14 protein-coding genes are annotated in these 17,375 nt (G+C 62.3%); 7 read left to right on the forward strand and 7 right to left on the reverse strand.

Going from position 1 to position 17,375, the window contains the following annotated elements; translation table 11 throughout:
• Positions 1 to 77 precede the first annotated feature (77 nt).
• Positions 78 to 497: a type II toxin-antitoxin system VapC family toxin gene (locus BUA29_RS10100; protein ID WP_072756440.1), complete on the forward strand. Its 420-nt coding sequence runs from the start codon at positions 78 to 80 to the stop codon at positions 495 to 497.
• A 244-nt stretch (positions 498 to 741) separates the two neighbouring features.
• On the opposite strand, the gene BUA29_RS10105 is transcribed toward BUA29_RS10100, so the two are convergent.
• The 7 genes from BUA29_RS10105 to BUA29_RS10130 form a co-directional block, all read right to left on the reverse strand.
• Positions 742 to 3,714, reverse strand: coding sequence for a type III restriction-modification system endonuclease (locus tag BUA29_RS10105; protein ID WP_072756441.1), 2,973 nt, complete (start codon positions 3,712 to 3,714; stop codon positions 742 to 744).
• 12 nt (positions 3,715 to 3,726) lie between these two features.
• The gene (locus tag BUA29_RS10110) at positions 3,727 to 5,706 is read right to left on the reverse strand and encodes a site-specific DNA-methyltransferase (RefSeq protein ID WP_218587180.1); all 1,980 of its coding nucleotides are present in this window, start codon (positions 5,704 to 5,706) and stop codon (positions 3,727 to 3,729) included.
• Positions 5,703 to 6,458: a DUF4391 domain-containing protein gene (locus tag BUA29_RS10115; RefSeq protein ID WP_072756442.1), complete on the reverse strand. Its 756-nt coding sequence runs from the start codon at positions 6,456 to 6,458 to the stop codon at positions 5,703 to 5,705. Before BUA29_RS10115 ends, BUA29_RS10110 begins: the two co-directional genes overlap by 4 nt.
• Positions 6,455 to 8,242, reverse strand: coding sequence for a GmrSD restriction endonuclease domain-containing protein (locus tag BUA29_RS10120; RefSeq protein WP_072756443.1), 1,788 nt, complete (start codon positions 8,240 to 8,242; stop codon positions 6,455 to 6,457). Before BUA29_RS10120 ends, BUA29_RS10115 begins: the two co-directional genes overlap by 4 nt.
• Positions 8,243 to 8,269: 27 nt before the next feature.
• Positions 8,270 to 11,389 carry a helicase-related protein gene (locus BUA29_RS10125; protein WP_245770541.1) on the reverse strand — a complete coding sequence of 1,040 codons (3,120 nt, stop codon included), beginning with the start codon at positions 11,387 to 11,389 and terminating at the stop codon, positions 8,270 to 8,272.
• Between the two features lie 65 nt (positions 11,390 to 11,454).
• Positions 11,455 to 11,604, reverse strand: coding sequence for a hypothetical protein (locus tag BUA29_RS12245; RefSeq protein WP_178137922.1), 150 nt, complete (start codon positions 11,602 to 11,604; stop codon positions 11,455 to 11,457).
• Between the two features lie 73 nt (positions 11,605 to 11,677).
• A complete protein-coding gene (locus BUA29_RS10130; protein WP_218587181.1) occupies positions 11,678 to 12,652 on the reverse strand; it encodes a BrxR family helix-turn-helix transcriptional regulator in 975 nt (324 codons plus the stop codon).
• Positions 12,653 to 12,854: 202 nt separating this feature from the next.
• Between BUA29_RS10130 and tadA the strand changes: the two genes are divergently transcribed.
• The 6 genes from tadA to BUA29_RS10160 all read left to right on the forward strand — a co-directional run.
• Positions 12,855 to 13,334: a tRNA adenosine(34) deaminase TadA gene (gene tadA / locus BUA29_RS10135; protein WP_072756446.1), complete on the forward strand. Its 480-nt coding sequence runs from the start codon at positions 12,855 to 12,857 to the stop codon at positions 13,332 to 13,334.
• Positions 13,335 to 13,815: 481 nt separating this feature from the next.
• Positions 13,816 to 14,928, forward strand: a complete 1,113-nt coding sequence (locus tag BUA29_RS10140; protein ID WP_218587182.1) for a patatin-like phospholipase family protein — start codon at positions 13,816 to 13,818, stop codon at positions 14,926 to 14,928.
• On the forward strand, positions 14,915 to 15,244 hold the full coding sequence (locus BUA29_RS10145; protein WP_072756448.1) for an acetoacetate decarboxylase family protein: 330 nt from the start codon (positions 14,915 to 14,917) through the stop codon (positions 15,242 to 15,244). The genes BUA29_RS10140 and BUA29_RS10145 overlap by 14 nt, the downstream gene beginning before the upstream one ends.
• A gap of 91 nt (positions 15,245 to 15,335) precedes the next feature.
• On the forward strand, positions 15,336 to 16,118 hold the full coding sequence (locus BUA29_RS10150) for a 3-hydroxybutyrate dehydrogenase (protein WP_072756449.1): 783 nt from the start codon (positions 15,336 to 15,338) through the stop codon (positions 16,116 to 16,118).
• 300 nt (positions 16,119 to 16,418) lie between these two features.
• Positions 16,419 to 17,150, forward strand: coding sequence for an FAD-dependent oxidoreductase (locus tag BUA29_RS10155; RefSeq protein WP_072756450.1), 732 nt, complete (start codon positions 16,419 to 16,421; stop codon positions 17,148 to 17,150).
• Positions 17,071 to 17,375, forward strand: a 305-nt coding sequence (locus tag BUA29_RS10160) for a transposase family protein (RefSeq protein ID WP_143148903.1), incomplete at its 3' end; no start/stop codon positions are given. The genes BUA29_RS10155 and BUA29_RS10160, both read left to right, overlap by 80 nt.

The raw sequence follows: 17,375 nt of genomic DNA on the forward strand, positions 1-17,375 counted from the left end.
ATTGGCTTGACCGACGAAGACTTTGCCGATCTTGAGAGTGTCCGCGACAGGACGCCCGCCGAGCCGCCGAGGTTCGAATGATCGTCCTCGATACCAACGTCGTATCCGAGGCGATGAAGCCGGCGCCCAACGCAGTGGTCGTGGCGTGGCTGAATGACCAGGCGGCGGAGACTCTATACATCACCAGCGTCACGCTGGCTGAGCTGCTGTTCGGCATCCAGGCACTGCCGCAGGGCAGGCGCAGGGACCTGCTGGATGGCGCGCTCAACGCGCTGCTGGAGCTGTTCAGGGATCGCGTGCTGTCCTTCGACACGGAGGCAGCGCGGTGCTACGCAGAGCTGGCCGTGGCGGCCAGGAATGGAGGGCGTGGCTTCCCGACGCCGGATGGCTACATCGCCGCCATCGCTGCATCGCGGGGCTTCATCGTGGCGTCACGCGATACCGCGCCCTTCGAGGCGGCTGGGGTGGCGGTCATCAATCCGTGGGACGGATCGTAAGCCGAAATGCCTGCGACGCTGGATATCAGGCCAGGCCCTGCCAAGGGAACGAATGTGATTCACGCTGGATGTAACCAGGCGGCGTCGTTGCGGCAGCTTGGTTCGATAACTGACAAGAAGCTGGACAGGAAGAACATGAGTGTCACTCGACACCGTAGTCATCGGGCAGTCGCGCTCGCGAGGAGGGCGATACAGAAGAGAGTGGAGAAGATTCATACGGCGTTTAACCAATCTCTTATCGCTCCTACGCAATAATGTCATCAACGGTTCGAGCCACCACATATCGAGCCGGTGTCTCTCGAACCTCCAATGCCTTGAAGTGCGCCTTCCCGCATTCGATCTTCGCGCTCTCCTTGTCGCCGAGATCGTCCGTGAACAGGCTGCTCTTGGTCTCGACCACGAGGTAGAGCCGCTCGGCACCATCCTTCTCCACCAGAACTGCCCAGTCCGGGTTATACGACCCGAGCGGTGTCGGTACCTTGAACCAGCCGGGAAGCTTGGCGTAGACCTTGACCGCCTCGTTCTTCTCGAGGCCGTCCGCAAATGCGGCTTCCGTGCCCGAGTCGTAAACGACACTCTCGAATACGGACTTCCTGGTTTCGGTGAGCATGTTCCTGATGTAGCCGGTCAGCTCTTCCTGTTCGAAGAGCTCCTGCGCATAGTAGTACTCATCGCCGAGCCGTTGGTACTTGATCCCATCCACGATCGCCAGCCGCTTGCATCGATTGATCGCTTCGGCGGCCAGCTCGATGAAGGCCTGCGGGTTCCGCTTGAAGTCATCCAATCTCCCGCAGCCAGTGAGGACGCGGCAGATGGTGCGACGCGTGAGCTGCGTGCGGTCCTGGAGCTGGGTGAGCAGGTCGAGAAGCTCGATGTCGGTTTCGTCCAGGACCACCGTTTGTGCGCCGTCACGTTCGGTCGCTTCCACGCCCCCCTTGCCAATGGCGATGTCCGCCTTTCGCCACTGCAACCGCGTTTTCGGAAGCGGCGGCGCGTCGCGCAGCGCCTTGATGCACGCCTCGACCAGCTTCTCGTTGTCGAATTCGACCCGGTAGGTGGTCTTGTCCTTGATCCGGTCCCACAGCGCCTTGAACTCCGGGCTATGGAGGATGGCTTGGCGCGGCCGCACCTGCCGGCGTTCGTTGGCGTTCTTGATCTCGAGGCGACCGGCGACCTTCGCGATGATGTCGGCGATCTGGGCATGGTGCGGACGGAACTCATCCGGCAGCTCGATATGGCCGTTGGCCAGCGCCTGTTTCAGGGACTCCTGAACCTTGCCGCGGGCGTCGATATACCCGGCCGACCTGAGATGCTCCCAGAGCGCCTTCGATTTTTCGAGCCCCAGTGGCGTCATCTCGCCGCTCTCAGAGGTAACCTTCACGGCCACGAAGTGGTGCGCTTCCAGGATGCCGAACCGGATGCCAGTCTCGGCCTCGATCTCCTTCTGCAGGTTCTCGGCGAATTGTTCGTAGCTTTCGGTCGCGATCACGGTCAACGTGTTGACATCGAACCCGCGAACGCGCTGGCCATCCTGGTTCACGCAAAGCCGCAGCCCCCGGCCGATGGTCTGCCGCCGCTCGCGCTCCGTCCTGATGTCGCGCAGCGTGCAGATCTGGAACACGTTCGGGTTGTCCCAGCCCTCGCGCAGCGCCGAGTGGGAGAAGATGAACTTGAGCGGGGTGTCGAAGGAGAGGAGTCTTTCCTTGTCCTTCATGATCAGGTTGTACGCCTGCTCTGCCGCCTCGCGACCGGCTTGATTGCTCTCGGTCGTGTCCACCGCGCGCCTGGACTTCTTGTCGATGGAAAAGTACCCCTCGTGAACCTCCTCGGCGGCGCGGCTCAGGTCTACTTCCTGGAATAGCGTCCGGTAGTCGGGATGGTTCGCGAGGCGCTTGTACTCCTCCTCGAAGATGCGCGCGTATTCGCCTTTGACCGGATTGCCGTCGTCGTCGTACTGCCGGTACTTCGCGACTTCGTCGATGAAGAACAGGGACAGCACCTTGATCCCGAGCGGGCGCAGGCGCTTCTCCTTGTCCAGATGTTCCTTGATGGTGCGGCGGATCATTTCGCGCTGAACGGCCAGCGGATCAACGTCACCCCATGCCTGGCCCGGGCGCAGGTACTGCTCCCCGCCGGGCACCCGAAGCTCGAGGAACTCATTTCCTTTGGCAACGCAGATCTCGCCGATGCGACAGTCGCGGTAGATGGGACGGCGGGTCGTCTGCTCCAGGTCGTCGCCGTCGTACACGGTGACCTCGCGGCGCTGCACGCCGGTGGCTGTCTCCACATCCAGCTCCACCCTGGCGCTGATGCTGCCGCGTTTGTTGCTGACCGACACCAGACGCACGAACGGCCTGTTGTGCGCGTCTTCCACCGTTGCCGACGCGACCTCGATCTGCTTGACCAGCCGACGCTCGTAGGCGTCCACCGCGTCGAGGCGGTAGACCATGTGGTGCTTGTCCACGTGCGTGGCGGAGTAGCGCAGGGTGCAGAGCGGGTTCATGGCATCCAGCGCCTGCTTGCCCGCGCCCGTCAGCCCGCCGTCCACGCTCTGCGGCTCGTCCACGATGACGATCGGGCGCGTGGCCTTGATCAGGTCGATGGGCTTTTCACCGCCGGTCTTCTCGCTGTCCTTATAGAGGTTGTTGACGTCCTTCTTGTTGATGGCGCCGACCGTCACCACCATGATCTGGATGTGTGCGTTGGTGGCGAAGTTGCGCACCTGTCCGAGCTTGGCGGAGTCGTAGAGGAAGTAGTCGAAGGGCACGCCTGCGTAAAGGCTCCTGAAGTGATCCTCCATGATCTGGAGCGACTTGTAGACGCCTTCCTTGATGGCGATGGACGGCACCACGATCACGAACTTGGTGAATCCGTAGCGTTTGTTGAGCTCGAAGATCGTGCGCAGGTAGACGTAGGTCTTGCCGGTGCCGGTCTCCATCTCCACCGTGAAGTCGCCTGAGGCGAGCGTTTCGGACGGAGCGATGCCGTTGCGAAGCTGGATGGCCTGGAGGTTGGCCAGCAGTTCCTCGTCGAGCAGCGTCAGGCGGTTGCCGATGCCAAGGTCGTTATGCGCGAAGCCAAGGCGCATCTGCGTGTCCGCAGGGTCGCGCGTAACCGTGAATTCGGTGCGGCAGATTTCCTGCCCGCGAAACAGGTCGCAGACCGCCTCGATGGCCTGGAGCTGGTAGTCGAGATCGGGTTCGAAGTGCAGTTTCATGGGCGCGCGTACTCACAGACTCCGAACGTTGGTGATACCGTGCTGCTCGAGGATCGCGGCCATGTTGGTCTTGGCCACGTCGTCGGCGAAGGCGCTGTCGCGGAAAACGCAGGTCGTGTCGCCGGCGGGCGCGAGCGCCTTGTGCCAGTCCACGATGCCCTGCGCCAGCGCTTCCACTTCGGCCCGCTCGATCTTTGGCGCGAGGCATGCCATCAGCACGCCCCCGCCGACGGAGTGAACCTCCTTGCCGGCGAACGTGCGTGTCTCGATGGGGACGCAGAGGTCGAGGCCGAGCTTGAGCAGCAGCTCGTACAGCACATCGGACTCGGTGCGATCGGCCTTGATGTGTTCTATGGACTCAAGGAGCGTCTGGTCAAGGTTGTCGCGGTCGGGCTCCCACGCGCGGATGTTGCTGGAATCGAGCTTGAAGACACGGAAGCCGAGGTCGCCCGTGTACGTCGGGTTCTCGTCCTTGATCTTCTTTGCGGCGCGGCGGAGGCGCTCTTTGGTCAGCTCAGCGATGTTGCGCGGCTTGCCGAGCGAGTCGCAGAAGTCGGCGGCTACCTTCTGGTCCTTGTTCTCCGGGTCGAGTGGCTCCGGTAGCTGTACGAGGATGTATGAACGGTTGCCACCGTCAGCGATATTCTGGGCCATTACTGCATGGCCTGTTGTTCCGGACCCCGCAAAGAAGTCCATGACGATGTCATCGGAGGACGTTGTGGCCCTTATTAGGTATTGGACTAGACCTGTTGGCTTTGGATAGCTCATAACGTCGGTGCCGAACAGCTGGCGTATTTCTTCGGTCGCGTCCTCGTTGGTTGGTATCCCGTTAACTCGGTGGGATAGCAGGTTTGAAGTCTTCTTCGGTTCCCCGGAACGATTCACGTAGTTCGGTCGAAATGGAACCTTGCTGATCACGATTTCGGCTTTGGCCGCAACGAACTCGTCCAGCTTCGTCTGGGAATAGCGAAACTCACCCCGTAACGCAAATTCATTGACGTTCGTTCCATTGACAATCGTTACGTCGTTGAGAAGCTCTGTCTTGATATTCCCTTCGGACATATCTTGTGCCGCGATGAGCTGATCGCCGCATAGGAACCGAACCGAAAAAGGGGGGAAGCGCAACGTGCTCAACGGATTGCCAGCGTTATTGAAAGGGTACTTCTTGCCGTCCTCGACGGCTCCCGCAACAAACGCTGACGTGTACTGACGATTCTTGGCGTAAGCAATTACGTAATCGGTTACCGAGCCCATGTTGTGATCGAGAAAGGAGGGCTTCTTCTTCTTTTCCCATACGAAGACGCCACAAAAGTTCTCGCCCCCGAGAATCTCATCGCAGAGTTCGCGAAGGTTGTGGGCTTCTTCATCACCGATTGAAACAAGGAGTATGCCATCGTTACGCAGGAGGTCCCGCGCGACTTTCAGTCGCGGATACATCATGTTCAGCCAATCCGTGTGAAACCGCCCACTGGCCTCGGTATTGCTGCTGATCTTCTTCCCGCCTTCCACCTGCCCGGTCAGCTCAAGGTAGTTCTTGATGCTGTCCTGGTAGTCATCGGGATAGACGAAGTCGTTCCCGGTGTTGTAGGGCGGGTCGATGTAGATGAGCTTCACCTTGCCCGCATAGCTCTTCTGCAGGAGCTTCAGCACCTCCAGGTTGTCGCCCTCGATCATCAGGTTCTGGGTGGTGTCCCAGTCCACGCTGTCCTCCGGGCACGGACGCAGCGTGCCGGTGGAGGGCATGAGCGCGAGTTGACGCGCGCGCCGCTTTCCGTGCCAGTTGAGACCGTACTTTTCGTCGGCGTCGGTGACGGTGGCGTCACCCACCAGCGCCTTGAGCACGTCCACGTTCACCGCGGCTCCGTTCGGTCCCTCGGTCACGAGCTCCGGGAAGAGCGCCTTCAGCCGCCGAATGTTCTCGGCGACGCCATCGATCGAGCGGGTTTCAGGATCGTTCGGGGTCAATTTCTTCATCGTCTTCTCGGTCTTCACAAACGGGCAAGCGCCACGGCACGGGCCGCCTCGGCGCGCTTGAGTTCCTGATTGATCGCGACTTGTCGCGCCATCTGCTTTTCCTTCTTCGCCGCTGCGCGCAGGCGCGCGATCTCGACGTCGAGGCGCTCGCACTCGGCGAGGGCATCTCTGCGGGCGGCACGCCGGTCGGCGTCCGGCAGGATCCTGAAAACGCCCGACACCCTGGCGGCCTGCAGGGCCAGCAGGGTATCGAGCCAGCCTTGGTACAGCGCGTGCAACGATGCCTGCGGTTGGCCGCCCAGCGCCAGCGCCGCCGCGAATGCGCCTGCGTAGGGCTCGCGCTCGTGAGGCGCCGCCACCGTGACCGGTTCGCCGTCGAGGACGGTCTTCTGGGCCTCCGCCTGCGACCAGCGCTTGTGTGCGACGGACAACGCCACCGACTCGCCCTGTTCGGTCACGGCGAACACAGGGTAGGGGATCGCCCGGTGGAGCAGTTCCACCAGCCGCTGTGTCCTGGCATCCTCCCGCAGCGCGACGCGGATGACGGCGATCTCCAGGTACTCACGCGCATCATCGCGAAAGGCGGCAACGCCAATGGTGGTCGGCTTCAGCGCGGCCACCCACTGGATGTGCTCGATGCCCTCGTTGACCTGGCGGCGGTCGGCCGCTGTCGGCGCGCCATGCTCCACCAGCAGCGTCTTGGGCACTCGGCGATCCACGCGTGCGGCGGCGGGGAGACACAGTGCGGCAACGACGTCCGTCCGGTTCATGACGACAGTTCCGCACCAAAGGCCTTGATAGTTTCTTCGCTGTCGCGCCCGGCAATGGCTTTGCCCATGGCCTGTTCGATGAGCTTCAACAGCGCAGCAGCGCGTTGGCGGATAAAGGAATCAAAGTCGTCCGAGCGCAGCGCCTGTACCGGGATCACATGCGAAGCCAGGAATTCATCCAGACTGTCGGGGGCAACCTGCTTGGCCTTTTGGATACGCGCAAGGTAGACGCTGGGGGCATCGCCACTGATAAAGCGGTTGGTGCCTGCCGCCAGCGGCGCCTTGTTCACCACACTGTTCCACTTCTCCTTGGGGAGCTTCTGCTTTTCACACCAGGCGCGGGGAAAGACGTGGTGGATGTCGATGGCGTTGTTGAAGTAGGTATTGAGATCAATGGGCGTGCCGCTGACGAAATCGCGGGCACCGTGTTTCATGAGCAGCGCAGCCAGCCCTTTGTACGCTGCAGCCAGGCGGCTTTGCAGGGAAAGCAGCCTCGTCGGCGCGAAATTGGCATCGCGAACCGTGCGCGGTTCACCGCCACCGTCAACCCAGGCCACAACGTCCTGGATGTCCATGGCAAAGCGCGTTTCATTGGCGCCGCCGTACAGTTCCCCCAGAACTCCACACCAATACCAACGCAACAGTTTCTGTTTGACACCGTGCTGCGTGGTGCGTTCTCCCAAGTAGGCGCAGATTGTTGATAAAGGGATCAATTGAGTCGCATAAGGCAGGCTTCGGGCATCGAATATTTTTTCTTCGGCCAACAATTCGGCCGCCCGCTTAAACCCTTGTTCCAGGGCGGACTCGAGCGACTTGAACTCAGCCAGTGTAAGTTTCAACACGTCGGCGCGTTTGCAACTGACGGGCGTACCTTGTTCCTTGTGCCGCCGATAGCTGGCCAGCAAGGTCACTGCCGTGAGGAAACTGGTGCCGTCCACGGCTTTGAGAACGTCATGCTTGGCGGTCAGCCGCTTTCGGCGGGCTTCCCAATCTTGGCGAAGATTGAACTCATCGGCTGCGAAGGTCGCCGTCATCAACTCGAAGACAGTCAGCGTCACCCCGCCGGTATTGACCTTCTCGAAGATTTGGCAGACGGCTTCGCGCGGTGTGTTCTTACTCAGTTCGATGACGGGAACCTTGAACTCATGGAAACGCTGCCAGATCTCATGGCGGAAACGTTGCATAAACTGCATGGCTTCTGCCGCAAACTGATAATGAGCGCTAAAGCCACTTTCCCATGCCATAAATCTCTGGATATCGAACAGCAACGCCACAGGGAACAGCCGCTGGCTGTACTGCAATTCTGGCGTGCTGACATCCAGCTCGATCTTGCGGCCGAAGTCGGACGAAATCTGTAAGGTCTCCGGTATGGAGAGAACGGCCTCTTCACGGTCTGCCGATTCGTCAAGACATTTAGCCATGTCAAGGAAGTAGACGCGACGGATATCCGCGCCTTTCTCCGTGCGTGTGGGCACGGGCTGGCCGCTGCGCAGCGCCAAGTACAGGGAGGTCAGACGTTGCTGACCGTCGAGCACCAGGGTCTTGGGGGCAGGTGCCGGCTGCAAGCTCACGCCGGCGAACAGACGAGGCTTGAATGGTACGCCGCCCGCTTCAAGAAACATTACGGCACCAATCGGATAGGACAACGTGAGGCTAGAGATCAGCGAGCGAATATGGTTGTCATCCCAGACCCAGCCACGCTGGAAGTCGGGGAGCTGGATTTGCCCCGAGGCGATGCCATCGAGCACATCTTTCAGTGCGGGTTCGGCGGTGCGAAAGCTCATCCTCTCTCCTGTTTTTCAATTGCCTGACTACTCAGGCAGCACCACAAGAAATGCCACAACCTCGAAGTCGTCGATGCCGGCGAACTCACCCGTCAGGGCATGAGTGCCTCCCGGCGTGAACAGACTGGCCACGGCGCGCTCCTCGCTCTTGCCGACCACGGAGGAGACGGCTGCCGCCAGCAGCTTCTGCGGGTGGCGCATGTCCTGGCCGTTCTTCGTCGCCTTGTCGAAGCGGGCGCAGGCGCCGGCGTCGGGCAGGTCCCGCCCGACGCAGAGACGCTTCAACCGGTCGAGAATATGCTTGGCCTGCGGGTACGCCAGCAACACCGCTCCGTCATCCGCGACATGCACCAGATAATGCGGCGCGAGGGGATAGCCTTCCTCCGGCAAGCGCGCGGCGGCCGCTCCTTCCGCACGCAGGCAGAACACGATGCCGGGCGGGATCTCCGCCTCGCTCGTGGTCGTGACGGCGAATGCCCCGAGCGGCACCGATTCCAGAACCCCCGGATGCGCCTTGCGATACTCTGCAAGGTCGATCCGGAAATCGGTCAATGTCAGGTCGGCGATGGAGACGCCGCTCGAGAGGTCCTCGAGATCGATCACCGCGTCCTGGAGCTTGAGCAGCTGCTTGCGCCGGTACTCCAGGTCGTTCATTGGGTTGCCGGACTGCTGCTCGATCAGGTTCTCCTCGCCCGTGGCCGAGATGTCGAGCAGCACCATGCGTCCGCTGACGCGCTGTTCGAGGTTGATGTACTCCTCCAGCTCCATGTTGGGCCAGAAGTTCACGAGCTGGATGCGCTCGTTGGGTGAGCCGATGCGGTCGATGCGCCCGAAACGCTGGATGATGCGGACGGGATTCCAATGGATGTCGTAGTTGACCAGCCAGTCGCAGTCCTGGAGGTTCTGCCCTTCGGAGATGCAGTCCGTGGCGATGAGGAGGTCGATGTCGCCCTCGCTCGCCAGCTCCTCGGGGCGTTCCTTGGAACGCGGTGAGAATGCGGTGAGGATGGAGCCGAGGTCGCGGCGCAGTTTCGGGAGGGTGGTCTTGTTGCTGCCCGTGCCGGTGACCAGCGAACTCTCCACCCCCAGCGTTTCCTTTGCCCAAGGTGCGAGCTGGTCGAACAGGTAGTTCGCGGTGTCCGCGAAAGCGGTGAAGACGATGACTTTACGGTTGCCTTGGTTGATGGGTTGGCGGTGCTTGTTCGCAATGATTTCGCGCAGGGCGGCCAGCTTGGCATCCCGTTCCGGGCTGATCTCGCGGGCAGCGGCAAGCAGGTTCGTAAGCCGGTTGCGGTCCTCGAGCAGGTCCTGTTTCCAGCGCACGATATCCACATCCGACAGCAGCACCTTGACCTTGCGCCCGACCAGCAGGCTCTCGAAGGCCGGGTCCTCGATGTCGACGTCCTCGATGTCGATCTCTTCCAGCTCCTCGACCTGGGCCTCGATGCGGCGCAGGGTGTCTTCGACATCCCGTAGCTGGCGTTCGACGGTCAGGGCAAAAGACACAACGGAGCTCTCCATCCGCTTGAGGACGTTCACGCGGAGGAGGTGAATGAGGCTTTCCTCGCGGTCCACCTGGCGGAAGAAGCCCGTGCCGCCCTTAACCTCGGTGCTGTATTTCCTGTCGTAGGCGTCCTGTTTGTGGGGTAGCACGTACCGCAACGGTGCGTAGGCAGCGAGGTTCAGGCGACGGATTTCGAGGTTGATGTCGCGAATCGGAGGAAACGTGCCACGAAGATCGACGTCGGCCTTGATGTTGATAGGCTTGAGACGTTCGGGGAACCGGCCGGTCTCCGTGACGCCATAGTACTTCGCAATGTGTTTTCGGGACCGGGCGATGGTCAGCAGGTCGAGCAGCGTGAAGTAGTCGAACCCCAGCATCTCCACGAGCTTCGCCGGCGTGCGCTCGGCCTCAGGCAGTTCGAGCCAGCGGTTGAACTGCTTCTGCGCCAGGCGCGTGGTGCTGTCGATGCTGCTGATGCCGTGCTCCAGCAGTGCCGTATCGTCACCTTCCGTCGCGAATACAATCTGATTGCGCAGGTCGGCCATGCGGTTGTTGACGGGCGTGGCCGAAAGCATCAACACGCGCGTCTTCACGCCCTCGCGGATGATCTTGCGCATCAGGCGGTCGTAGCGGGTCTCACCGCCGGCCTGTGGAGTCTTCTTGTTGCGGAAGTTGTGCGATTCGTCGATGACGACGAGGTCGTAGTTGCCCCAGTTGACGTGCGCGAGGTCGATGTCTCCAGACATCCCGCGATCACGCGAGAGGTCGGTGTGGTTCAGGACATCGTAGTTGAAGCGGTCGGAAGCGAGGACGTTGCGTCGGTCATTGGACTTGTACAGCGTCCAGTTATCCCGCAGCCGCTTGGGGCAGAGCACGAGCACTCGGTCGTTGCGCAACTCGTAGTACTTGATGATCGCGAGGGCCTCGAAGGTCTTCCCCAAGCCGACGCTGTCCGCGATGATGCAGCCGCCGAAGCGGTTCAGCTTGTCGATCGCGCCGACCACGCCGTCGCGCTGGAACTTGTAGAGCTTCTTCCAGACGACGGTATTCCGTATGCCTGTCGCCGACTTGATGACCTGCTCTTCGTCGAGTGCGTCGCCGCGACTGGAGAAGAGATGGTGCAACACCAGTGCGTAGATCAGGTGCGGGTCCCGATGGCGGGCGAGCGCCGTAATGTGACGCAACAGTTCGTCCTTTGCTGCACGCGTGTCGGGAAGAAGCGCCCATTGGCTCTCGAACCATTGGGCGAGCATCCCGGCTTCGGCGGCTGATTCCGATGCCTGGATCAGGTTCAGAGGATTCCCGGGAGCCAGCCCAAGCCCTTCAGACGTGAGCCCGACAGCTCCAAGCAAGGCTTGCACGGAGGCTCCGGATCGGTCGCGCAACACGAGCGTTCCCTGGGGGACGCCGCCCCGGGCCAAACGCACGGTCACGTTGTCATTGAGCCACTGGAGTAGACGGGCCGCGAGCCAGCGCGCCTGCAGCTGATTGCGGGCGGTACGCTCATTGGCCGTGCCAATAAGGGCGTGGCCGTCGAGGCCCGCCGGCAACACCAACCGACAGGCCGGGCCACGATTCAGGCTGCCGATCAGCTCGCCGAAACCGAATATGGAGAGAGCCGGAGACACCGCGTCGATGGACATGCCATCGCCAAGGTGTGGCCGGACGATGTCGACAACGCGGTCGCTTCCAGTGTTGCGGACAAGTCTCATCGGGTTGCGTTCCGGATGTTGCCTTCGCCGGACTGACCGGCGGAGTCCGTCGAGCCGTGCAGCGTGTCGGTCATGTACCAGTGCGCGGCTTCATAGCCGACGGTGGCGGCTGAGCTTTGGTTGCTGTTCTTTTTCGGTTGGCCCATTTGAGTTTCTTGTCGTGCTGTACGTGCAGGCGAATGTCTTTGGAAATCGTGAAGCCGCAAGTGCCTGTTCTCCTCAGGATGGCGAAGGAGGGGAGTGCCCGGATATACTGATCCCCTCCTGATTTAGCAGAGCAATCTGCTGGTCCGAAGGCTTCCTGGCAGCGGGGTCGGTATCCAGACCGAGACGTTTAAGCGTGTAGTAAAGCAGCGCCTTGCGGACGGTGATGCTGGCCTTGCCGTCGCGCATGCCATAGTCGAGCGCCACCACCTTCTTCTGCGCGTCGGACAGGCCCGGGTGCGGACCGATCTTCAGCGTGACGTGCGTGTGCCAGTCGGCATCCTGGCTGTCGTCGATATCGCTGGGGCGGCTGTCCCGGGTGCCGAGGATGCGCGCCAGCAGGAAGTCCTTGAAACAGCCGTCGGTGAAGCAGTACGCCCGGGCATGCCAGCGGAAACCGTCGAAGGCAATGGCGTGCGGTGCGATCCAGCGCCAGCGCGGGGCGGGGTTGGAAAGAGACTGGTACTCGACCTCAAGCGCCTGCCCGGTACGGATCGCTTCGATGACGCGGCGCAGCGTGTGGGCATCGATGCCGCGCACGGGGCTGGGAACTGTGTCGAAGTCCGGCAGCTGGCCGACCCAGGTTTCCTCCTGCGTGACGATGCCGTCGGAGATCGACCGCAGCTGGGACAGGTAGCTGGCCGGGTCCGGTTTCAGAAACAGGGGCTCGAAGCGGTCGCCCCGGACGTAGGTGCGGGCGCTCTTGTCGTAGACCATGTTGTTTGGCGCCATGCCGAGGTAGCGGTTCAGGTCGGTGGATGCCTGGTTGATCGAGATCCCGAAGGCGGCCATCAGGTCGCCGCGGTTGACATGGCCTTCCCAGAACAGCCGGAACTCGATGAACTCGAGCCGGCGCTCAATGCCCCACCGAACGCTGCCTTGCGTTGTCCCCACCCTTGCACCCCCAGTATCATGACCCACATCGGAATTGTATTCGACCAGTTTCTGGTTGGTTTGTAAAGAGAGGAGGGCTGCGGCGGGGTGGGCCATCGCCGCGAAGGAGAGGGCGGCGGCGCAGTCAGCGGTTCATGGTATTTTTCATGGCATTGGGTGCTTTTCTCCGTGGTAAAGCATTGATTTATATTCGATTGAAATTCCCATTGATGTTCGAGTGGGAGTGAAGCGACCGTCTGCGCATCACTGGTGCACAGTTGCTTCATTGCCCCGCTGCGACACTTGACCCTTTCGCCGCATGATGCAGGCAGCACAGCATTCCATTGACGACTATTGGATGCGCCAGGCACTGGCGCTGGCCGAACGTGCGCAACGTGAGGATGACGAAGTCCCGGTTGGCGCGGTGATCGTCGATGCCCAGGGGCAGGTGGTGGGGGAGGGTTGGAACCGCAACATCCGCGAGCACGATCCCAGTGCCCATGCCGAGATCGTGGCGATGCGCAAGGCAGGGCAGGTGCTTGGCAACCATCGGCTGGTCGGTTGCACCTTGTACGTCACGCTCGAACCCTGCGCCATGTGTGCCATGGCGATGGTGCATGCGCGCCTGAAGCGGGTGGTGTTTGCGGCCTATGACCCCAAGACGGGCGCGGCTGGCAGCGTGTTCGACCTGCTTGCGGATCCCCGCCACAACCACCACGTCGAGGTGTGCGGTGGCGTCCTGGCTGACCTGGCCGGGCCAATGCTGACCGCATACTTTCGCGCCAAGCGTGGGCGCTAGCGCGACAAAACGGCCACTTCCTCGCGTACGACGCCCCCCAAATTTTGAGTAGCACCCCGATCTGAGTCCAATTCTCACTGACAAGGAGGGAGATTGGATCGTGAAGACGCGGTTTACTGAAGAGCAGATCATTGGCTTCCTGCGCGAGGCGGAAGCTAATAAGGGGACCTGGTTTACTTCCTGAGTGCAACCGGTTGCGTTTTGTTCGACCGACGGGATCCGGACTGTGATGGGAGCGCGGCGACTCTGGCGCTGGCGCATCGATCTTCATCGGAACTTCACTCAACGCCGTCATACTCCTGCTTGTTGCCATCCTTGCCCTTGCATTTCTGATCGAGCGCTTCGCGCAGTCGGCCGTGCTGATCGGTTTGCTGCGCAAGCGTCTCAGCCGTCGCGGCAGGGAAGTCTTTGGTGGCTGGGTCATCGGAGGCGAATGGACGATGCTCGACGCGCGGGATCGCGGCATACAGGAGTAGCGCGGATGAGACGGAAGCAAAGCCATCGGACAGCTTTTGTGCTTCAGGGCGGCGGCGCGCTTGGGGCCTATCAGGCCGGGGCTGCTTGCCGTCTACACGCAGCCGGCATCCGGCCTGATCTGGTGGCCGGAATCTCGATCGGCGCGATCAATGCCGCGTTCATCGCCGGCAACCCGCCCGAGCGGCGGGCTGAGCGGCTGACAGCCTTCTGGGAACGGGTCAGTCAGACGACCGCACTGCCGGGGCTGGAAGGCCTGGGGCCCGCCCTGGCGCTGACGGCGGGTGTACCGGGCTTCTTCGTGCCGCGCCTGCCGCCTGCGTCTGTGGCTCTTCCGGGCGATCCGGCCCGGGCCTCGGTTTATGACACCGCGCCGCTTCGCGCGACGCTGGAGGCGCTGGTGGATTTCGATCTTCTGAACGACGGGCCGGTGCGGCTGGTGGTCGGCGCAGTCAATGTGGCAAACGGCAATTTCGTCTGGTTCGACAGCGCCGAACGGCGCATCGGGCCCGAGCACATCATGGCCTCGGGCGCGTTGCCCCCGGGGTTTGCGCCCATCGAGATCGACGGGGAATGGTTCTGGGACGGCGGCCTTGTTTCCAACACGCCGCTGGCGCGGGTGGTCGAAACACGGGCCGACCATGCGCCGCTGGTCGTCTGGCAGATGGATCTGTTCTCTGCCCGCGGCCCCGTTCCGCATTCGATCTGGACGGTCGAGGCGCGCGAGAAGGACATCCGCTTTTCCAGCCGGACCCGCGCCGTGACTGACCGGATGCGACAGATGCACGACCTGGCCTGCGCGCTGCACGCCCATGCCGACAGTCTGCCCGCGGCGCTGAAGACGCATCCTGCGGTGGCACCGCTGCTGGATGCGCCGGCGCGCGGGCCGCTGACGCTGATCCACCTGATCTATCGCGGCAAGCCCTACGAGACGGGCGCCAAGGACTACGATTTCGGCCGCGCGGCGATGCGGGGCCACTGGCAGGCGGGCGATACGGATGTGGTGCGCTGCCTGTCGCATCCGATGCTGGCCGGGCACGATCCTGCCAAGCCGGGCATGCATGTGTTCGACCTGACCGTAGACGAGCACCCCAAGGAGAACCGCAATGACCGAGGATGAGGTGCGCGCCCACGCCTTCGATCCGGTAAAAGCGAAGGCTGCGGTCGAGACGCCGGGTTTCCTGCTGAAGATCATTGCCGATGGTGATTGTCGTTCCCGCATCTGCGAGCCGGTGCGCTACGCTCGCGAGGACGTGACGAACAAGAGCGCCTGGGAAGGGCCGGTGTGGCTGGAGCTTTTCCATCACGCGCTGGCACCGATGGCCGCCAGCGGTACCGCCTGGTGGTTCACGGAACCTTTTGCCGCTACAGGTGTCTTCGAGAATATTCACGCGGTTTCGCCAACCTCCCCTGGATCCATCTGCTCGCCCATGTGAGGCTTGCGATGCTGCAGCATCTGCGCGGCGAGGCTCCGCTGTCCGAAATGTGGTCGCTGTGCGGCCGAGCCGAAGGAGAAGGAAAATGACCATGAATCTCAAAGACAAGTCCTGCATCGTCACGGGTGCGGCCAGTGGCATCGGGCGGGCTATCGCGGAGCGTTATGTGCGGGCGGGCGCGTCGGTCGCTATCGCCGACCTCAGGCAAGACGCCGCCGATGCGGTGGCCGCGGAACTGACCGCGAAGGGACCTGGCCGCGCCATCGGGGTTGCGATGGATGTGACAGACGAGGATCAGGTGAATGCCGGCGTGGCGCGGGTCGTCGCGGCCTTCGGCGGCGTGGATGTGCTGGTCTCGAACGCCGGCATCCAGATCGTTCATCCGGTCGAGGAGTTTCCCTTTGCCGACTGGAAGAAACTGCTGGCCATCCATCTGGACGGCGCTTTCCTGACCTCAAAGACCTGCATTCCGCACATGAAAGCGCGGGGCGGCGGATCCATCATCTTTATGGGCTCGGTTCATTCGCGTGAGGCATCGCCGCTGAAATCGGCCTATGTCACCGCCAAGCATGGGCTTCTGGGTCTGGCCCGGGTGATCGCCAAGGAGGGCGGGGCGTATGGCATCCGCGCCAATGTGATCTGCCCCGGCTTCGTGCGCACGCCTCTGGTGGAAAAGCAAATCCCCGAACAGGCGGCGGAACTCGGCATTTCCGAACAGGAGGTGATCGAGCGCATCATGCTGGGCGAAACGGTGGACAAGGAATTCACCACGGTCGAAGACGTGGCCGAGGTGGCCTTCGTCTTTGCCGCCTTCCCCACCAACGCCCTGACCGGCCAGGCGCTGAACGTCAGCCACGGCTGGAACATGGCTTGAAGCATGGGGATGCTATGACGGCTTGCACCTTGCCCGGGCAGCACAAGGCGCCACCGGGATCTACCCTATGGTTCTTAACGCAGTCGTTCGGTGCGCCATCAGGTTACCCTTTGGCGGGGTGGGAGATCTGTTCAAGTATTCCCGACCCTGACGGGGGCTGCCGTGCCGAACCGGACGACCCAATCGCCTCCGCCAGCATTGACATGATCTAGCCTCACCGAACCATCATCTGCATCGGGCTATGCCCCTCGCAGCCGCAGACCCGGCGGAACCGGGCCGCCTCACTAGTGGAGAATCGACATGACTGGCAAACCCCATGTTCTGATCCTCGGCGGAAACTTTGCCGGGCTCGGGGCGGCGCAGAAGATTCGCGACTACGCAAAGGACGCGGTGGACATCACCGTCATCGACCGTAAGGCCTATCTGGACTACATCCCGAACATCCCCCTGGAGATCTTCGAAGGGCGCGACCCGGCCGTCACCATGCACATGCCGCTGGTCGAGGCTCTGGCCCGGGATGATGTGCGTTTTGTCCAGGCCGAAGTGCTGGGTATTGATCTGGACGGGCGCAAGGTGCGTCTGCGACCGAATGAGCGGCCCGGGGCACCGGAATACGATATGGCCTACGACTATGTCGTGATCGCGCTGGGGGCGCGGCTGGCCTATGACGAGATCGAGGGCTTCGCCGAGCATGGCCACACCGTCTCGGATGCTTTTCACGCCAACCGGCTGATCGACTATCTGAAGAACCACTACCAGGGCGGGCCGATCGCCGTGGGCTCGCAGCGCTTCGAGCAGGGTACCAAGGGCCGCCCCGACTGGCTGCCCACCGCGCTTGCCGCCTGTGAAGGCCCGCCGGTCGAGGTCTCGCTGGCTCTGGCCCACTGGCTGGAAACCCGGCTCCATCGCGTCTGGTGTGGAACGGGCCGCCGGATGATGTCAGCCTTGGCGGATGCAAGAACAACTCTTCACCCAGGCTTTGGGGCTGACGCCGCCGTGGGCGGTAGACAGCGTGTCGTTTCGTCCGGATGAGGGGGCGATCCACTTCGAGGTGTCGTGCGATACGGCCCGGCTGGCCTGTCCGGTCTGCGGGGCGGCGGACCAGCCGGGGCACGACCGGGGGGAGCGCACCTGGCAGCATCTGCACTTCTTCCAGTTCAAGGCCTTCATCCACTGCCGGGTGCCGCGCGTGGCCTGCCGCGAGTGCGGCAAGACCTCGCAGGCGCCGGTGCCGTGGGCGGCCAAGGGCTCAGGCTT

Source organism: Thermomonas hydrothermalis, from assembly GCF_900129205.1.
GTDB lineage: Bacteria > Pseudomonadota > Gammaproteobacteria > Xanthomonadales > Xanthomonadaceae > Thermomonas > Thermomonas hydrothermalis.